This window comes from Caenimonas sedimenti (assembly GCF_007833165.1).
In the GTDB taxonomy this organism is placed as follows: domain Bacteria; phylum Pseudomonadota; class Gammaproteobacteria; order Burkholderiales; family Burkholderiaceae_C; genus Ramlibacter; species Ramlibacter sedimenti.
This window is the reverse complement of the sequence record NZ_VOBQ01000008.1, coordinates 178,925-195,660: the sequence shown is the minus strand read 5'-3', so window position 1 is coordinate 195,660 and position 16,736 is coordinate 178,925. Positions and strand designations below refer to the sequence as shown.

16 protein-coding genes are annotated in these 16,736 nt (G+C 69.4%); 6 read left to right on the top strand and 10 right to left on the bottom strand.

Going from position 1 to position 16,736, the window contains the following annotated elements; all coding sequences use genetic code 11:
• Positions 1 to 39: 39 nt before the first annotated feature.
• The 5 genes from FN976_RS10550 to FN976_RS10530 are packed head-to-tail and all read right to left on the bottom strand — an operon-like array spanning position 40 to position 4,587.
• Complete coding sequence (locus FN976_RS10550; protein ID WP_145892967.1) at positions 40 to 1,242, bottom strand: CaiB/BaiF CoA transferase family protein; 1,203 nt, start codon at positions 1,240 to 1,242, stop codon at positions 40 to 42.
• A 1-nt stretch (position 1,243) separates the two neighbouring features.
• Positions 1,244 to 2,146 carry an acyl-CoA thioesterase gene (locus tag FN976_RS10545; RefSeq protein ID WP_145892966.1) on the bottom strand — a complete coding sequence of 301 codons (903 nt, stop codon included), beginning with the start codon at positions 2,144 to 2,146 and terminating at the stop codon, positions 1,244 to 1,246.
• On the bottom strand, positions 2,143 to 2,568 hold the full coding sequence (locus FN976_RS10540; RefSeq protein ID WP_145892965.1) for an acyl-CoA thioesterase: 426 nt from the start codon (positions 2,566 to 2,568) through the stop codon (positions 2,143 to 2,145). Before FN976_RS10540 ends, FN976_RS10545 begins: the two co-directional genes overlap by 4 nt.
• A gap of 27 nt (positions 2,569 to 2,595) precedes the next feature.
• A complete protein-coding gene (locus FN976_RS10535; RefSeq protein ID WP_145892964.1) occupies positions 2,596 to 3,576 on the bottom strand; it encodes a Bug family tripartite tricarboxylate transporter substrate binding protein in 981 nt (326 codons plus the stop codon).
• Between the two features lie 45 nt (positions 3,577 to 3,621).
• On the bottom strand, positions 3,622 to 4,587 hold the full coding sequence (locus FN976_RS10530; RefSeq protein ID WP_186510816.1) for a Bug family tripartite tricarboxylate transporter substrate binding protein: 966 nt from the start codon (positions 4,585 to 4,587) through the stop codon (positions 3,622 to 3,624).
• Positions 4,588 to 4,719: 132 nt separating this feature from the next.
• Between FN976_RS10530 and FN976_RS10525 the strand changes: the two genes are divergently transcribed.
• Positions 4,720 to 5,502, top strand: a complete 783-nt coding sequence (locus tag FN976_RS10525) for an enoyl-CoA hydratase/isomerase family protein (protein ID WP_145892962.1) — start codon at positions 4,720 to 4,722, stop codon at positions 5,500 to 5,502.
• 56 nt (positions 5,503 to 5,558) lie between these two features.
• Here FN976_RS10525 and FN976_RS10520 read toward each other — a convergent pair whose 3' ends face one another.
• Genes FN976_RS10520 through FN976_RS10510 form a run of 3 tightly spaced genes read right to left on the bottom strand, consistent with a single transcriptional unit; the run spans position 5,559 to position 9,023 of the window.
• Positions 5,559 to 6,764 (bottom strand): CaiB/BaiF CoA transferase family protein, encoded by a 1,206-nt coding sequence (locus tag FN976_RS10520; RefSeq protein ID WP_145892961.1) that lies wholly within the window; start codon positions 6,762 to 6,764, stop codon positions 5,559 to 5,561.
• A 34-nt stretch (positions 6,765 to 6,798) separates the two neighbouring features.
• Positions 6,799 to 7,866 carry an acyl-CoA dehydrogenase family protein gene (locus FN976_RS10515; protein ID WP_145892960.1) on the bottom strand — a complete coding sequence of 356 codons (1,068 nt, stop codon included), beginning with the start codon at positions 7,864 to 7,866 and terminating at the stop codon, positions 6,799 to 6,801.
• Positions 7,863 to 9,023, bottom strand: a complete 1,161-nt coding sequence (locus FN976_RS10510; RefSeq protein WP_145892959.1) for an acyl-CoA dehydrogenase family protein — start codon at positions 9,021 to 9,023, stop codon at positions 7,863 to 7,865. Before FN976_RS10510 ends, FN976_RS10515 begins: the two co-directional genes overlap by 4 nt.
• 149 nt (positions 9,024 to 9,172) lie before the next feature.
• Here FN976_RS10510 and FN976_RS10505 point away from each other — a divergent pair, with 149 nt between their 5' ends.
• Positions 9,173 to 9,631 carry a MaoC family dehydratase gene (locus FN976_RS10505; RefSeq protein ID WP_145892958.1) on the top strand — a complete coding sequence of 153 codons (459 nt, stop codon included), beginning with the start codon at positions 9,173 to 9,175 and terminating at the stop codon, positions 9,629 to 9,631.
• 4 nt (positions 9,632 to 9,635) lie between these two features.
• On the opposite strand, the gene FN976_RS10500 is transcribed toward FN976_RS10505, so the two are convergent.
• Both FN976_RS10500 and FN976_RS10495 read right to left on the bottom strand, forming a co-directional pair.
• A complete protein-coding gene (locus FN976_RS10500; protein WP_186510815.1) occupies positions 9,636 to 11,765 on the bottom strand; it encodes an acetate--CoA ligase family protein in 2,130 nt (709 codons plus the stop codon).
• A gap of 8 nt (positions 11,766 to 11,773) precedes the next feature.
• Positions 11,774 to 12,532 carry an SDR family NAD(P)-dependent oxidoreductase gene (locus FN976_RS10495; RefSeq protein ID WP_145892957.1) on the bottom strand — a complete coding sequence of 253 codons (759 nt, stop codon included), beginning with the start codon at positions 12,530 to 12,532 and terminating at the stop codon, positions 11,774 to 11,776.
• 118 nt (positions 12,533 to 12,650) lie between these two features.
• Here FN976_RS10495 and FN976_RS29425 point away from each other — a divergent pair, with 118 nt between their 5' ends.
• The 4 genes from FN976_RS29425 to FN976_RS10480 all read left to right on the top strand — a co-directional run bounded on the left by FN976_RS29425 (position 12,651) and on the right by FN976_RS10480 (position 16,736).
• Entirely contained in the window at positions 12,651 to 12,776 is a 126-nt protein-coding gene (locus FN976_RS29425; RefSeq protein ID WP_255440291.1) for a hypothetical protein, read from the top strand.
• On the top strand, positions 12,773 to 15,082 hold the full coding sequence (locus FN976_RS10490) for an acyl-CoA dehydrogenase family protein (RefSeq protein WP_145892956.1): 2,310 nt from the start codon (positions 12,773 to 12,775) through the stop codon (positions 15,080 to 15,082). Before FN976_RS29425 ends, FN976_RS10490 begins: the two co-directional genes overlap by 4 nt.
• A 71-nt stretch (positions 15,083 to 15,153) precedes the next feature.
• A complete protein-coding gene (locus tag FN976_RS10485) occupies positions 15,154 to 15,570 on the top strand; it encodes a Zn-ribbon domain-containing OB-fold protein (RefSeq protein WP_145892955.1) in 417 nt (138 codons plus the stop codon).
• A complete protein-coding gene (locus FN976_RS10480) occupies positions 15,567 to 16,736 on the top strand; it encodes an acetyl-CoA acetyltransferase (protein ID WP_145892954.1) in 1,170 nt (389 codons plus the stop codon). The genes FN976_RS10485 and FN976_RS10480 overlap by 4 nt, the downstream gene beginning before the upstream one ends.

Sequence of the window (16,736 nt, the reverse complement as noted above, 5' to 3'; positions counted from 1 at the left end):
GCGCACGACCCTGGCACGGGTAGAGCGGATCGCTGGACATCACGCAGGCGGTCGCCCGATGGTGCGATCGGCGTGCAGCGCCTCGATGGCCGCGCTGTCGTAGCCCAACTCCGCCAGAATGGTGTGCGCGTGCTCGCTCAGCCGCGGCGGCAGCGCGCCAGCACGTCCCGGACTGGCCGACAGCTTGACCGGCAGGCCCAGCGAGCGATGGCCCTGCTGGTCCACCACCATGCCGCGGTGCGCGGCGTGCGGCTGCGACAACGCCTGTGCCACGTCGTTGACCGGCCCGGCCGGCACGCCGTGGCGCATCAGGCTCTCGCACAGTGTGGCCGCCGGGAAGTTGACCAGGGTCCGCTCGATCTCCGCGCGCAGCGGCTCGCGGTTGGCCAGCCGCGCCGCGCTGTCGACGAAGCGCGGGTCCGCGGCCAGGTCGGGACGGGACACGCATTCGCAGAAGCGCTTGAACTGCCCGTTGTTGACGACGCCGAGGAACACGTCGCCGTCCGAGGCCGCGTAGCGGTCGTAGGGCGCGATGTTCGGATGGGCGCTGCCCATGCGCTGCGGAACGCGTCCTGAGTAGAACCAGTTCGACGCATGTGGCACCAGGAGCGCCAGGCCGGTGTCAAAGAGCGTAGCCTCCACACGCTGGCCAAGGCCGCTGCGCTCGCGCGCCGCGAGCGCCAGCAGCACGCCGCTGAACGCGTTGTAGCCCGTGAGGTAGTCGACCACCGGCACACCGAGCCGCAACGCGCCTGAGTCGGGCGTGCCGTTGACGCTCATCAGGCCGCAGATCGCCTGCAGCACGGCGTCGTACCCGGGCAGTCCGCCCAGCGGCCCGTCCGCGCCGAAGCCGCTGACGCTGCAATAGATCAGCCTCGGGTGACGCGCTGCGAGCGTCGCGTCGTAGCCAAGGCCCCACTTCTCCATCGTCCCGGGCAGGAAGTTCTCGATCAGCACGTCGGAATCGGCGAGCAGGCGCTCGAGCACCACGCGGCCCACGGGGCGCGACAGGTCGACCGCGATCGATCGCTTGCCCCGGTTCAGCGCGCCGAAATACGCCGTCTCACCGCGTTCATCCAGGGGCGGACCGAAGCGCCGCGCCTCGTCGCCATCGGGCGGTTCCAGCTTGATGACGCTGGCACCGTGGTCGGCGAGCATCTGCGCGCACAGCGGGCCGGCCAGCACCCGCGAGAGATCGAGGACGCGCAGGCCGGCCAGCGCGCTGGGTGGGGGCTGGCTCATGTCACGCTCCTGCAAGGAGACGCTGGGCTTCGGCCCGGACCGCAGCCGGTATCGGTACCGACTTGCGCGCCGCCAGGTCGAAGAACAGCGCGGCAACAACGATCGTGGTGATGCGTTCACCGCTGGCGGAATCGAGAATGCAGTGAACCAGGTGATAGACCTTGTCGCTCAGCGCGAGCATGCCGCTGCGAATCTCCACCGCCGTGCCGGACCGCAGCGGCCGGTGATACGCGATGTCGTAGTCGAGCGCCGCCGATCCCAGCCCGCTCACGAACAGTTCGGCGCGGTCAATCTTCATCGCCCGGAACAGGTGCGTGATCGCGTCGTTGAAGCGCGCAATGTGAGCGCGTGGCGGTGCCACGCCGTCGGAATCGCACTCCCAGGCCTCGACCGATCCGCGGTAGGTCAGCAGGAGGCGCTCAAGCTGCCGTTGCGCTGGCAGCAGGCTTGCCATCGGCTGAGGTCGCCGCAGTTCCCCCAGTTCGCCCGCGAGCTTTGCGGCGGCGGCCGCCACATCGCCGGGCCAGGGCAAGGGCGTCGTGCGGTCTGGTCCGACCCAGCGCAGGCGCGTCTCGAACGCCGCCGATTCAATGCCGGTCTCCTGGTTGACCATGCGGCTGGCGATCTCCAGCGTGCCGTCTGCCGCCACGGCGCGAATGCCCGAACGAATGAAATAGATGTCGCCGGCGCGCAATTCGCGCTTGAACAGCGCGCGGTCGGTCGCGGGCATCAGGCTTCCCGCGCTATTGCGCAGGCGCGACGGCACCAGGCCCAGATGCGCGATCAGATGAGCCTGGGCATCGCTCGCCTTGGCCAGGTAGAACTGGACGTTGAGGTGCCCCCACTGGTCGCATTCCCACAGGTTGATGGCACCCCGCCCCGTGATGAAGGTCGGCACGCTCACGGTGCGCCTCCCGGCAACAGGCGTTCCAGCGCTCTGGCCAGGATGGCCGGGTCCAGCAGCGTCGAGCGGCGCGCGTCGAGGTCCATGTTGACGGTGTAGACCTTGGACGTCATCGCCACCTGCCCGGTCTCGACGTTCGTCAGCCGGTGGTAGAAGGTGAGCCGCTTCTCGCTGGCCTCGAGGACCCCGCTGTCCATGCGCAGCAGGTCGCCGGCGCGCAGTTCCTTGAGGTAGGCAATCTCCTGCTTGACCGCAGCCGGTGCCTGGCGGCGCTCGCGGATAAAGGCCGGCGTGATGCCGATCGAGGCCATCACATGCCAGGCCGCGTCGGAGACCTTGGCGACGTAGAACTGCACGTTCATATGGCCGAGGTGGTCGCACTCGCCGGGCGCGACTCGCCCGAGGTGGGTTTCGATGAGCAATGCGGCTCCCGGTGAAAAGATGCAGACTCAGTTGGGCTTGAAGTTCGAATCCTTGGCGATTCGCCGCCACTTGGCGAGGTCGGTTTCCAACGTCGCGGCCAGTTCAGCCGGCGTGCTCCCGACAGGTTCCTGGTACAGCGTGACGAGGCGTTCGCGCACCTCTGGCAGCGCCATGATGCGAGTCACTTCGGCCGACAGGCGAGCGACGATCGCCGGCGGCGTGCCCGCCGGCGCCAGCAGAGCGGTCCAGCTACCCAGCGTGATCCCTTTGATTCCGGCTTCTTCGAGTGTGGGAACGTCGGGCAGCAGCGGCGACCGGCTGCTCTGCAGCACGGCGAGCGGGCGGAGCTTGCCCGTTTTGATGTGCGAAATGCCGACGAAGGGGTCGACCACGGCGTCGACCTCGCCCGCGAGCACGGCGTTCAGCTGCGGCCCGGTCCCCTTGTAGGGCACCACCGTGATGTCCGCTTGCAGAGACTGCTTTAACTGCTCGCCGATCAGGCGAAGGAGCGAGGTGCCGGCACCGAAGCTGATGCGCCCGGGCCGGCTGCGTGCTTCGGCAGCGAACTCCTGCATGGTGCGCACCGGAAGCGCCGCGTTGACCGCCAGGACGCCGTTCAGATTGACCATCAACGAGATCGGTGAGAAGTCCTTAACCGGGTCATAGGGCACTTTCTGCAACACCGGCGCGAGTGTCAAGGGGCTCGCGGCCGTCATCAGCAGGGTATAGCCATCGGGCGCGGCACGAGCCACGGCACTGGCGCCGATGGTGCCATCGGCGCCCGGCATTGAATCAACAAAGACGTTTTGCTTGAGCGATTCGGACAGCCTGGGTGCCACCAGTCTCGCAAACACGTCCGTACTGCCACCCGCGCCGAAAGGCACGACGATACGGACGGGCTTCGCCGGATAAGGCTCAGCAGCGGATGCCCAGGATCCCAAAGCGAACAAAGTGAACAAGGCGAGCTGTCGCAGCGTCTGTCGCAGGAGAGAAAATGTCGGCGCCATGTGGTTCTCCGGTTGCCGTTGGTGATGAGCAGCCCTTTGGTGGGGCTACTCGGCCTTGATGCCAGCCGCCTTCACCGTGGCGGCCACGGATGCCATCTCCGCCCGATGTACGGCCGCCAGCGACTCCGCGTTGCCTGGCCGGGGGTCAAAGCCGATGGCGCGAATCCTGTCCATGACAGCGGGATTGTTCACGATGGAGAACAGCTCGTTGCCCAGGCGCGTCGCCACGTCCTTGGGAAGACCCGCAGGCGCATAGAAGGCGACCCAGGCCGTATATGCCACACCCTTGACGCTTTCCGCGACAGTCTCCAGGTCAGGCGCGGACGGCGAGCGTTCGGCGCCCGTCTGCGCGAGCGCGCGCAGACGGCCCGCCCGGACGTTAGGCAGGCTGGTGGAAAGCGGCTCGCAGATGACGTCCAGGTGGCCCCCGATCATGTCGGTCAGGGCCTGGGCGGAGGTCTTGTAGGGGACCCTGCGCAGATCGACGCCGACAGCGGCCTTGAAAAGCTCGGCGCACAGCAGTGCCGAGCTTGTGCCCGAGCCGTAGTTGAGCTTGCCTGGCGCCGCCTTGGCTGCTCTCACCAGATCGCCCACCGACTTCAGGGGTGAACCCGCCGGCACGACGAGCGCAAAGGGCGCGTCGGCCGCCATCGCGAGCGGCACCAGATCCTTCAGCGGATCGACGGGGAAGCTGGCGTAGAGAAACGCGTTCGCTGCCACGGTCGTATTCGAGCCGATCAGTAGCGTGTACCCGTCAGGCGCAGCTTTCGCTGCTGCGGCAACACCCAGCACACCACCGGCGCCTGCCCGGTTGTCGACGACGACGTTCTGGCCGAGCCGCTCGCCCAAGGCTTGCGCAACAAGTCTGGCGAGGTTGTCTGTGCTTCCACCAGCGCCCTGGGGAACAATCAACTGCAAGGGCTTCGAGGGCCAGCTCTGGGCTGTTGCGGTCACGGGTTGCACCAGGCACACGAGGATCGGCAGGATGGACGCAAACTTCAGGAAGTTCATGCAGGTCTCCATAGGGTGGTTTTGAGATCAAAATCAGGCCCGCCATGCGCGGGCCCAGGGACAGCGCTGTACGTGTTCGACGTCGCTGAATACAATTGCTGCGGCCGAATTGGCCTGTCCGTTGGAGACCCCATGACCGAAGCCGCGGTGCTTGTGAGCCGCCGGGATCTTGTCTGCGAGATCACCCTGAACCGACCCGCGCATCGCAATGCGATGTCGCCCGAGATGCTGGGCCCGTTCCAGCAGGTCATCGACCAGGTCAAAGCCGACCGCGACATCCGTTGCGTCGTCATCACCGGCAACGGTGCCAGTTTCTGCTCGGGCGCCGACTTCCGCAGTGGCATCCTCGACCGCGGCAACGAACAGCCTCACGACGCGTCGTACGGCATCTACCGCCCGTTCCTGACCATCCTGGAAGTGCAGGTGCCGGTGATCGCGGCGATGAACGGCCATGCCATCGGTGGCGGTTTTGGCCTGGGCCTCGTCTGCGATCTGCGCGTGGCCAACAGCGAGGCCCGGTACGGTGCGAACTTCGCCCGCCTGGGCATCCATTCCGGCATGGCGATCAGCTATCTGCTGCCGCGCATCACCAGCGTGCCGCGCGCAGCCGAACTGCTGTTCACAGGACGTGTGTTTTCCGGCACCGAGGCGGCCGAAATGGGGATTGCCAACTACGCCGTCGAACCCGGCGCGGTGCTGTCGAAGTCGCGCGAACTTGCCGCCGAGATCGCCGCCTGCGCGCCCGTCGCTGTTCGCATGATGAAGCGCAGCCTCTACCGTGGTCTGAACTGGGACCCCAAGGCGGCCGGCGAGCTGGAGGCGTTTGCGCAGTCGCGCACGCTCGAGATGGCCGACGCGAAGGAGGGCGTAGCTGCCCTGCTGGAAAAGCGGCAGCCGCAATTCCGCGGCGATTGACGGCCCGCGCGCTGCCGGGTGGGCGAGAGTGGTCCGCAAGCTGCCCGCCATCGCCTTCACGTCCCGGTGGCGTGGTTCGAGGTGACGCCAGCCGCCGCGAGCGCCGCCACCTCGGCCTGCGAGTAGCCGGCTTCCCGCAAGACCTCGGCGCTGTGCTCGCCGAGACGCGGCGGCAGCCGGCCGATGGCCAGCGGCGTCTTTGACCAGCGCGACGGCGGCCGCAGGCTGATGACGGTGCCCTCTGTCGGGTGTTCGTGGCGCTCGAAAAAGCCGACTGCCTTCAGGTGTTCGTCCTCGAGCAGCGACTCCAGCGAATGCAGCGGCCCGGCGGGCACGTCGGCCTCTTGCAGCAGTTCCAGCCACTGCGCGGTGGTGCGCGTGCGGAAGGTCGCGTCGAGGAAGGCGTAGACCTCGGCCGAATGCTCGGTGCGGGCTTGCAGGGTGGCGAAGCGGGGGTCCTTCATGCGCTCGCCCTCGCCGATGGCGTCGAGCACTGCGCGCCACTGGCGGTCGTTGATGACGAAGGTGCAGAGGTGGCCGTCGAGCGTGCGGAACGGCCGCCGGTCGTGGCTGAGATGGCGCGGGTAGCCGAGCGGACCCAGCGCGGGCTCGAAGCTGGCGCCCATCAGGTGGTCGCCAAGCACGCCCTGCACCAGCGACTCGAACATCGGCACCTCGACCGCCTGGCCCTCGCCGCTGCGCAGCCTGTGGACCAGCGCCCCGAGCACGGCGTTGACCAGGCAGATGCCCGAGTAACGGTCGGCCATCGCCATCGGGATGTAGCGCGGCCCCTCGGCGCCGGCGCGCTCGAAGAGGCTGGGGATGCCCGACATGCCCTGCATCAGGTCGTCTAGCGCGGGCTTGGCCGCATAGGGACCGTCCTGGCCGAAACCGACCGCTCCAACGTACACGATGGCCGGATTCGCGGCGGACACGGCTTCGTACGACAGACCCAGCCGCGCCATCGCGGCCGGCCGCACGTTGTAGATGAAGATGTCGGCGTTCTTGGCCAGCCTGAGCACGGCATCGCGCCCGGCGGGCTGCTTCAGGTCAAGCACGATGCTGCGCTTGTTGCGGTTGTTCTGCTGGAAGATGCCGCCCATGCCGGGGCTGCGCGTCGGGCCGATCGCGCGCACGAGGTCGCCTTCGGTCGGTTCGACCTTGATCACGTCGGCACCCATGTCGCCGAGGATCTGCGTGGCGAACGGGCCCATCAGATAGCCGGTCAGGTCGAGCACCCGGATGCCGTGCAGTGGTGTCAAGTCGGGCTCCTGTCAGCAGCGTGGGGCCGCATCGTCATCGGCTGGTTGCGGCAACGATGGCTTGCCAGGCGCTGGGCGCACCGGCATTGCGCAAGGCCTGCACCAGTTCGCGCGCCCAGTAGGCCTCGGCGCCGTGCTCGTCGCGCCAGGCCAGCATCCGGCGGGTGCTTTGATGCAAGGGGTGCTCGGCCGTGACGCCCATGGCGCCATGAAGCTGGTGTGCGATCCGGGCGCACAGGCCCGCTGCCTCGCCGGCGCGCAGCTTGGCCGCCGCCATCGCCGCCACCGACCAGGAGCCGTCGCTGGTGGACGCCGCCGCGTGGACCGCGACACGCACGGCCGAGGTCTCTTCGGCGAGCTGCGCCAGCTGGTGCTGCACCGCCTGGAATTGGCCGATGGCCCGGCCGAACTGCACGCGCTCGCCGGTGTAGGCCAGCGTCAGGGCGAGCACCCGGCGGCAGGCGCCGGCGATCTGCGTTGCGCGCAGCAGCGCGGCACGGCCCAGGACGTCGGCATGACACAAGCCCTCCAGGCGCAGGCAGGTCACGCCGGGCTCGGTCAACGCCAGGTCGCGCACCGAAACGCGGTCGCGCGGGTCGCCGGCCGGTGCGCGGTCGGGCGTGGTCGTGTACGAATCTCTCGGCAGGTACAGCAACCAGGCCTCGGCGTCGTCGCCAAGACCGACCAGCGCCATCCCCGTGCTGCGTGTCGCCCATGGCACGTTGCGCGCCTCGAAGGCGACACGCCCTTGCCGATGCGCCGCGGCCAGGTCGACCTTGCCGCAGGCAAAACTCAGCGGCCCGGCCACGGCCGGCAGGCCGGCGCGGTCGAGCAGCCAGCCGGCGAGCACCGTCTCGGCCACCGGCAGGGGCACGTTGAACTCGCCGGCGCGTTCGAGCAAGGCGCAGGCGTCGGACCAGTCACCGCCCGCGCCGCCGCGGTCTTCGGGGACCAGCAGCTGCGCGGGGGTCAAGGCCTCGAGCGCCGACCATAGGGTCTGCGGCCAGGTACCGGCTTCGGCGCTGGCGACCACATCGGTGCCGCAGCGCTGGGCGAACAATCGGTCGGCCGCCTCGGCCAGGGGGCGGGCGAGTTCGCTCATTTGCCTTGCAGGTTCTTCGCGATCATGTTGCGCAGCACTTCGTTGGTGCCGCCGCGCAGGTTGTAGGTGGGAGACAGCGGCAGCGCGTCGGCCATCAGTTGCGCTAGCGCTTCGTCGCCGGCCACGCGCGGGTCGGCCGTCATCGCCTCGCGCACGACCTCGATCGCGTCGCGCTCGAAGTTTGTGCCCAGGTCCTTGACCATCGCGGCCTCGATCGCCGGCGACTGGCCGGCGCCGAGCGCGCCCCAGACCCCCAGGCTCATGTTGCGCAACGTCATCAGCCGCGCCAGCAGGCGGCCGGCGGCGATGTCGCCCACGGCAGCCGGTCCGGCCAGCACGAGCTGCAGGCAGCGTTCGACCAGCGGCATCGTGCTGAGGAAGCGCTCGGGGCCGCTGCGCTCGTAGGCCAGCTCGCTGCTCACCTGCTTCCAGCCGTCGCCGGCGTTGCCCACCAGACGCTCGGTCGGCACCTGCACGTTGTCGAAGATCACCTCGTTGAAGTGGTGGCTGCCGTCGAGCATGCGGATCGGGCGGATGGTCACGCCCGGGGCCTTCAGGTCGACGATGAGCTGGCTCAGGCCGGCATGGCGCGCCTTGGGGTCGGCCGGCGCGGTGCGGCACAGCACGATGGCGTAGTGGCACAGGTGGGCGCCGCTGGTCCACACCTTGCGGCCGTTGAGCACCCACCTGCCGTCGGCCAGCTCGGCGCGGCTGCGCACCGAAGCCAGGTCGGAGCCGACATCGGGCTCGCTCATGCCGATGCCGAAATAGGTGGTGCCGGCGGCGATGCCCGGTAGGAATTCCTGGCGTTGCGCCTCGTTGCCGAAGCGCATCAGCAACGGGGCGCTCTGGCGTGCCGCGATCCAGTGCGCACCGACGGGCGCGCCGGCAGCGAGCAGTTCCTCGTTGATCGTGAGCGTGTCGAAGGCAGTGCCGCCGCGCCCGCCGTACTGGGTGGGCCAGTGATAGCCGATCCAGCCGCGTTCACCCAGGCGGCGGCTGAAGTCCGCCGCGAGGCTCTCGGTCCATGAGTTGCATCGTGGCGTGATGCGGCCGCCGGCGATCTCATCGGCGACGAAGGCCCGCACGGCACTGCGCAGGCCGGCGGTGCTGGCGCCTACGCAAGGAAGTTCGAAATCGGGTCGGAGGAACAGCATGCGGCAGGTGGCGTGAGGCAAGGGGCCGGAGCCCGGACCCGGCGAACACGATCAAAGCCCGGCGGGCTAGTGCATTATGCGCCGGAGAGAGTATCCTGCCAACTGTTAGTTTGATTCATCCCAGCGCAACCTGAACCAAGGCGACACCCATGTCCAACCGCTCGCTCGACGACCTCAACCCCGGCGACGTCTTCAAGAGTTACGGTCGCACCGTGACCGAGACCGACATCGTCAACTTCACCTGCCTGGCCGGCCTGAAGCTGCCGATCTTCATCAACGAGGAGTTCGCCAGGAAGCACACCAACTTCGGCGGCCGCATCTGCCCCGGCCTGCTGACGGCCAGCATCGCCGCCGGGATGATGGAGGAGATCCTCGGCCCGGCAACGATCGCCGCGCTCGAGCTGACCGACTTCAAATTCACGGTGCCGGTCCGCCCCGGCGACACGCTGCGGGCCGAGATCACGGTCGAGGGCAAGAAGGAGCTCTCGGACGGCAAGCGCGGCGTGATGAGCGGCCGGGTGCGCGTGTTCAACCAGCGCGCCGAGCAGGTGTTCGAGTTCAGCGAGAAGCTGATGATGCGCCGCGGTCGGGTCGACGACCTGGTATGACGGGTCAGCCCTTCGGGCGCGGCATGATCAGCGCATCCAGGGCGAGCGCACCCTGGCCGCGCGGCAGCACGACGAAGGGGTTGATGTCGATGCTCTCGAGGGCGGCCTCGTGCCGCGCGGCATAGACCGACAGCGCCGCGATGGCATCAGCCAGCGCCGCTTCGTCCGACGGCGGCTGCCCGCGCAGTCCGGTCAGCAGGATGCGGCCCTTGACCTCGTCGATCATCGCGCGGGCTTCGTCCACGCCAAAGGGCGCGACGCGGAAGGCGACGTCCTTGAAAGCCTCGACGAAGACCCCGCCCAGTCCGAACATGATCACCGCGCCGAACACCGGGTCGCGGACCACGCCGAGGATGGTCTCGACGCCCTTGCCGGCCATTTGTGCGACGACCATGCCGTCGATCCGCGCCTGCGGCGCGTGCTGCCGGGCGCGCTGCAGCAGCGTGCCGAAAGCCGCGCGCACCTGCGCCTCGTCCTGCAGGCCGACGAGCACGCCACCGATCTCGCTCTTGTGCGCGATGTCGGCCGAGGCGATCTTCAGCACCACCGGATAGCCGATCTGCGCGGCGCAGCGCGCGGCCGCGTCCTCGGTCGCGGCGACGAGCTCGCGTACTGCCGGGATGCCGGCGCTGGCCAGCACGGCCTTGGCCTCGACCTCGTTGACGGCACGCCGCGGCGGCGCCAATGCCGTCCCCGGCAGATCCGGCGGAGCGGCGCGCGTCCGGGCGCGTTGCGCTTCCTGCGCGAAGTACACCAGGGCTTGCGCGGCGCGCACCGCGCGAGTGGGTTCGTCGAACAGCATCACCCCGGCGGCCTCGTAGACCTTGCGCACCTCGGGCGAGGCCAGCATCGACATGATCACCGTGCGGTCGGGGAACCGGGCCAGCACTTTCTGCAACTGCAGCAGCAGCGCGCTGCTCAGATCGAGCACCTGGCCGACGCTGGACAGGAAGGCGACGATCAGGTCGTAGCCGCCTTCTTCCAGCATGAGCTCGAAGTTCTTCTCGAACAGACTCAGGTCGTTGACCAGCTGCGCCGTCATGTCGACCGGGTTGCGCGGGCCGCAAAAGGGCAGGATCACCTTGAGCCGGCGCTGCGCGTCCTCGGGCATCGGCGCGACGTCGAGGCCGCACTCGGCGGCCACGTCGGCCATCAGCGCGCCGACGCCGCCCGATACGGTGAGCAGGCCCAAGCGGCGGCCCTTCGGTACCGGCGTGGGCAGCGAGCAGGCATAGGCGACGTCGAAGAGTTCGTCGATGCTGCGTGCTCGATACACGCCGTACTGCCTGAACAGTCCGTCGTAGACCTGGTCCGATCCGGCCAGCGACGCAGTGTGCGAGGCCGCCGCTTGCGCACCGGCTTCGGAACTGCCGACCTTCATGACGACGATGCGTTTGCCGTTTTCGCGCGCCAGGTCCAGCGCTGCGATCAGGCGGTCCTTGTCGGTGGCGGCCTCGATGTAGCCGACGATGACCTGGGTGCCCTCGTCCTGCGCGAAATGGCTGACGCAGTCGGCGAAGTCGACGTCGCTCTGGTTGCCGGTGGTGACCCACAGGTTCAGGCCCAGGCCGCGCTGGCGGATCAGCGACAGGCAATAGCCGCCGAAGGCGCCGCTCTGGCTGACCAGACTGATGCGGCCGGGCACCAGCCCGAAGCCGGTGGCACTGGGCGTGAAGGTGCCCACGATGCGGCGCCTGACGTTGATCACGCCCATGCAGTTTGGGCCGACGACGCGCATGCCGCTGCGTCGCGCCAGCGCGGTGATGCCCTGCTGCCACTCGGCACCGACGCCGCCGACTTCGGCGAAGCCCGAGCTCAGCACCACCGCCGCGCCCACGCCCTTGGCGGCGCAGTCCTCCAGCGCCGGCAGCACCGCCGGCGCCGGCACCGCGACGATGGCCAGGTCCACCGGGCCAGGCACCGCCGACACGGTCGCAAACGACGGCAACCCCTGGATCACGGGCGCCTTGGGGTTGATGGGGTACAAGGGGCCGTCGAAGCCGCAGCCCTTCAGGAAGTCGAGCGGCCGCCCGCCGATCTTGGTGGGGTCGGACGATGCACCGTAGACCGCGATGGCACGCGGGTGGAACAGCGGGTGCAACGACCCGCGCGGGGCCTCGATGGGGCTGCCCATGTGCGGCGTCAGTGGATCGACATGCCGCCGTCGGCACCGATCAGCTGGCCGGTGACGTAGCTCGCGCCCTCCGAGGCCAGGAACACCCACACCGGCGCGATCTCTTCCGGCTCGGCCCAGCGGCCGAGCGGGATGCGATCCAGGGTGCGCTGCCTGAAGCGCTCGTCGGTGCGGATGGTCTCGGTCATCGGAGTGGATGCGCCCGGCGCCACGCAGTTGACGATGATGTTGTAGCGCGCCAGCTCGCGTGCCGCCGACTTGGTGAAGCCGATCAGGCCGGCCTTGGCCGAGCCGTAGTTGATCTGGCCGATGGTGCCCAGGATGCCGGCGGTGGAGATGGTGTTGATGATCCAGCCGCGCTGGCGTTCCATCATGCTGCCCACCACCGCCTGCAGGCAGTTGAAGCTGCCGGTCAGGTGCACGGCCAGCACCTGGTCCCACTGGTGCGGCGTCATCTTGTGCAGCATGGCCGTGCGCGTGATACCGGCGTTGTTGGCCAGCACATCGACCGGACCGAACTGGGCCACCGTGGCGGCCACCATCGCGTCGACAGCGGCGCGGTCGGCCACATCGCACTTCAGGGCCACGGCCTGGCCGCCGGCGGCGCGGATCGACTGCGCCACCAGCTCGGCGGTCTCCAGGTTCCAGTCGACGACCGCCACCTTGGCGCCCTGCGCCGCGTAGGCCCGTGCCACCCCCGCGCCGATGCCCTGGCCGGCGCCGGTGACGATGGCGACCTTGTTGTCGAGTGCCTTGCCGTTGAACATTCTGTGATCTCCTGTGCTGGTGCCGGCCCGGGGCCGGCAGGGCCGGCCACACGTTGGCAAAACGAACGGCCGTTTGTTAGACTCGTACCATGCCACAAAGACCATCCGAGCGCCAGCCGTGACCTACCTTCCATTCGCCGCGCCGGTGTCGCTGCACCCCGCGCACGCCATCCTCAAGGAGATGTCCTTCCTGGGCACCGACGGCGTGACGCCGGCCGAGGTCGTGAGGGCGGTGGCACGATGATCGACCTGGCCGCCAAGCTCGACGACCTGGGTGACGAGCAGCGCATGCTGCGTGACGCCGGCGCGGATTTCTTCGCCGCCGACGAAGAGGGCCGACGCTTGCGCGCCTGGCGTGGCTGCGCGCCAGGCTACGACCGCGCGCGCTGGCACGAGATGGCTGCATTGGGCTGGACTGGCCTGTGCCTGCCGGAGGCTTACGGCGGCAGCGGCTGCGGCCTGGCGCAGGCCGTGCTGCTGCTCGAACAATGCGGCCGCGCGCTGGCGCCCGAGCCACTGGTCGGCGGGGCGCTGCTGCCGGCCTGGGCACTGCTGCATGGCGACAACGAGGCGCTGCGCGCGCGCTGGCTGCCGAGGCTGGCGCGCGGCGAACAGGCGTTCGCGCTGGCCTGGCAGGAATGCGAGCACGAGCAGTCCCCGCGGCCCCAGAGCCTGCGTGCCACGCCGCGCGGCGACGGCTTCGTGCTGGACGGCGCCAAATGTTTCGTGGCCGCGGCCGAAGGCGCCGGGGCCTTCGTCGTGTCGGCCCTCGCGCCGCAAGGGCCGGTGCTGCTGCTGGTCGAGGCCGGCCAGCCCGGGCTGACGCTGGGCACGCTGGTGCGCGTCGACGGCGGCTTCTGGGGCGAGCTGCAATTCAAGGGCGTCGAAACGGGCGCGGCGCAGCTCGTCGCCGATGCGCCGCGGGCCGACGCCGTGCTGCAGCGTGCACTCGACCTGGCGCGCATCGCCGCCGCCGCCGAACTGCTGGGCGTGATGGGGCGTGCGCTGGACAGCAGCGTGCAGTACATCGCCGTGCGCGAGCAATTTGGCCGCCCGGTCGGCAGCTTCCAGGCGCTGCAGCACCGCGCGGCCAACCTGCTGATCCAGGTCGAGCTGACGCGCGCCGTGGTGGCGCAGTCGGCCGCGCTGGCCGATGCCGAGGGTACCGATGCCGCCCGGCTGGCGGCAGCCGCCAGCCAGGCCAAGGCGCGCGCTTCGGCCGCGGCGCTGGAGGTCACCAAGGGCTGCATCCAGCTGCACGGCGGCATCGGCTACACCGACGAATGCGCCATCGGCCTGTACCTGAAGAAGGCTATGGTCGGCGCCGCCTGGCTGGGCGCCGCGGCCTGGCACCGGCGGCGCTACAACGAGCTGGCACCGGCCGGCGACGACGCGGCTGCGCCCGAAGTCATCGTCGGCGGCGAGCAGCCGATCCGGCGCGACGCGTTGCGGCGCTGGCTGGCCGACAGCTTCCCGCCGGCGTGGCGTTTTCCGCCAAGCCGGCTGAGTCTGCGCGACACGCACGAGTGGCACGTGAAGCTCAATGCCCGCGGCTGGGCGGCGCCCAACTGGCCGAAGGAGCACGGGGGCATGGGCCTGGGTGCTTACGAGCAGGTGGCCCTGCAATCGGAATTCGACCGCCATGGCATCCAGATCGCACCCAACATGGCGGTCGTGATGCTCGGCCCGCTGATCATCCGCTACGGCACCGAAGCGCAGAAGCGCGAGATCCTGCCGCGCATTCTGGCCGGCGAGGTGCGCTGGTGCCAGGGCTATTCCGAGCCCTCGGCCGGCTCCGACCTGGCCAACGTGCGCACCTCCGCCGTGGCCGACGGCGACGACTTCATCGTCAACGGGCAGAAGATCTGGACCTCGTTCGCGCACGAGGCCGACATGATCTTCCTGCTGGTGCGCACCGACCCCCAGGCCAAGAAGCAGGAAGGCATCAGCTTCCTGCTGGCCGACATGCGCAGCCCGGGCATCACCGTCAAGCGCATCCGCAACCTCAGCGGCGGCGCCGAGTTCTGCGAAGTCTTCTTCGACGACGTGCGCGTGCCGCGCGCCAACCTGGTGGGTGGCCTGAACCAGGGCTGGACGATGGCCAAGTCGCTGCTCGGCTCCGAGCGCATCATGATCGGCAACCCGCGCGGCGCGCGTGCGCCGCTGCTGCGGCTGCGCGAACTGGCGCGCGCCAACGGGCTGGACGAGGACGCCGCGTGGCGCGCCCGCCACGATGAACTGCGGCTGGACGTCGACGACCTGGACGCGCTGTTCGTGCGCTGCGTCGACGTGCTGCGCCGCGGCCGCGATCTGGGGCCCGAGGTCTCGATGCTGAAGATCTGGGTCACCGAGACGCAGCAGCGCGTGGCCGACCTGATGCTCGAGACCGCTGGCGAGAGCGGCGTCGGCGACCAGTCCCTGGACCTGCCGGGCGGTGCGCTGCACCCGGCCAACGTCTTCTTCTCGGCGCGGCCGGCCAGCATCTACGGCGGCAGCAATGAGATCCAGCGCAACATCCTGGCCAAGGGCGTGCTTGAACTGCCGGGCTGATCCGGCATTGGGTCCGTGCGTGCGCCGGGGTGCGACAGCAACTGAATACTGATTCCGAGGAGAACCATGCGATGAGCGAAGCCACGGCCGCCTCCGGCTGGACCCAGGGGCCTGGCCCCGACGCGGTGTACGCGCAGCACCTGGCCACCAGCGAGTTGCGCATCCAGCGCTGCCGCGCTTGCAGCCGGCATGTGTTCTACCCGCGCCTGGTCTGCAGCCACTGCGGCAGCGTCGAGCTCGACTGGGTGGCGGCCAGCGGCCGCGGCACGGTCTACGCCGTCAGCATCGTCAACCGCAGCGCCGACAAGGGCGGACCGTACAACGTGGTGCTGGTCGACCTGTCCGAGGGGCCGCGCATGATGGCGCGCGTCGACGGGGTGGCGCACGACGCGGTGCGCATCGGCATGGCGGTGCAGGCGCGCGTGGCCCCGGGCGCTGACGGCACCCCTTGCGTGGTCTTCGATGCCGCCCCCGGGGGTGCAGCATGAGCGGCGGTGCGAAGCACGGCCTGCGCGGCCAGGCCGCCTTCGTCGGCGCGGCGCTCGCCGGCCTGGGCGAGGCGCCGGGCCGCAGCTCGGAAGACATCGCTGTCGAGGCCAGCGTCAAGGCGCTGGCCGAAGCGGGGCTCACCACCCGCCATGTCGATGCCGTGTTCGGCTCGCTGCCCGGCAACGCCAACCCGCTGTCGGCGCTGCTAATCGCCGAGATGCTGGGCATCCAGCCGAAGTTCACCGATAACAACCGCACCGGCGGTTCGACCTTCCTGTCGTACACGCTGATGGCGGCGCTGGCGCTGCAGGAAGGGCTGTGCGAGACGGCGCTGATCTTCTACGGCAGCAACCAGCGCACCGCATCGGGCAAGCTGGTCTCGTCGGTCAAGCCCTTCGCCTATGAGGCGCCGTATGCGCCGATCTTCCCGGCCACTTCGTACGCGCTCGCGGCCTCGCGCCACATGCACCAGTACGGCACCACGCGCGAGCAACTCGCGGCAGTCGCCGTGGCGGCGCGCGCCTGGGCCAACCTCAACCCCGAGGCCTTCATGCGCGGGCCACTGAGCGTGGCCGAAGTGCTGGCGTCGCGCATGGTGTCGAGCCCGCTGACGGTGCGCGACTGCTGCCTCGTCACCGACGGCGGCGCAGCCTTGGTGATGACCACGGCCCCGCGTGCCCGCGACCTGCCCAGGAAGCCGGTCTACCTGCTGGGCGCGGCGGCGGCCACGACCCACATGAACATCGTCGCGATGGCCGACCTCACGCAGACCGCGGCCGTCGATTCCGGCCGGCGCGCCTTCGAGATGGCCGGCCTGGCGCCGCGCGACATGGACGTGATCGAGCTCTACGACGCCTTCACGATCAACACCATCCTGTTCCTCGAAGACCTGGGCTTCTGCAAGAAAGGTGAGGGCGGTGCTTTCGTGGCGAGCGGGGCCATCGCGCCTGGTGGCGCGCTGCCGGTCAACACCAATGGCGGTGGGCTGTCCTGCGTGCATCCCGGCATGTACGGCATGTTCACGCTGGTGGAGGCGGTGCAGCAGTTGCGCGGCGCAGCAGGCGCGCGCCAGGTGGCCGGCGCCGAACTGGCGCTGTGCCACGGCAACGGCGGCGTGTTGTCGAGCCAGGTGACCAACATCCTGGGAACGGAGGCCACCCTTTGA

What these genes read in the sequence shown, in the direction of transcription:
- FN976_RS10550 (WP_145892967.1), bottom strand. Translation starts at nt 1,242, where the DNA reads ATGAGCCAGCCCCCACCCAGCGCGCTGGCCGGCCTGCGCGTCCTCGAT.
- FN976_RS10535 (WP_145892964.1), bottom strand. Translation starts at nt 3,576, where the DNA reads ATGGCGCCGACATTTTCTCTCCTGCGACAGACGCTGCGACAGCTCGCC.
- FN976_RS10530 (WP_186510816.1), bottom strand. Translation starts at nt 4,587, where the DNA reads ATGAACTTCCTGAAGTTTGCGTCCATCCTGCCGATCCTCGTGTGCCTG.
- FN976_RS10525 (WP_145892962.1), top strand. Translation starts at nt 4,720, where the DNA reads ATGACCGAAGCCGCGGTGCTTGTGAGCCGCCGGGATCTTGTCTGCGAG.
- FN976_RS10515 (WP_145892960.1), bottom strand. Translation starts at nt 7,866, where the DNA reads ATGAGCGAACTCGCCCGCCCCCTGGCCGAGGCGGCCGACCGATTGTTC.
- FN976_RS10510 (WP_145892959.1), bottom strand. Translation starts at nt 9,023, where the DNA reads ATGCTGTTCCTCCGACCCGATTTCGAACTTCCTTGCGTAGGCGCCAGC.
- FN976_RS10505 (WP_145892958.1), top strand. Translation starts at nt 9,173, where the DNA reads ATGTCCAACCGCTCGCTCGACGACCTCAACCCCGGCGACGTCTTCAAG.
- FN976_RS10500 (WP_186510815.1), bottom strand. Translation starts at nt 11,765, where the DNA reads ATGGGCAGCCCCATCGAGGCCCCGCGCGGGTCGTTGCACCCGCTGTTC.
- FN976_RS10495 (WP_145892957.1), bottom strand. Translation starts at nt 12,532, where the DNA reads ATGTTCAACGGCAAGGCACTCGACAACAAGGTCGCCATCGTCACCGGC.
- FN976_RS10490 (WP_145892956.1), top strand. Translation starts at nt 12,773, where the DNA reads ATGATCGACCTGGCCGCCAAGCTCGACGACCTGGGTGACGAGCAGCGC.
- FN976_RS10485 (WP_145892955.1), top strand. Translation starts at nt 15,154, where the DNA reads ATGAGCGAAGCCACGGCCGCCTCCGGCTGGACCCAGGGGCCTGGCCCC.
- FN976_RS10480 (WP_145892954.1), top strand. Translation starts at nt 15,567, where the DNA reads ATGAGCGGCGGTGCGAAGCACGGCCTGCGCGGCCAGGCCGCCTTCGTC.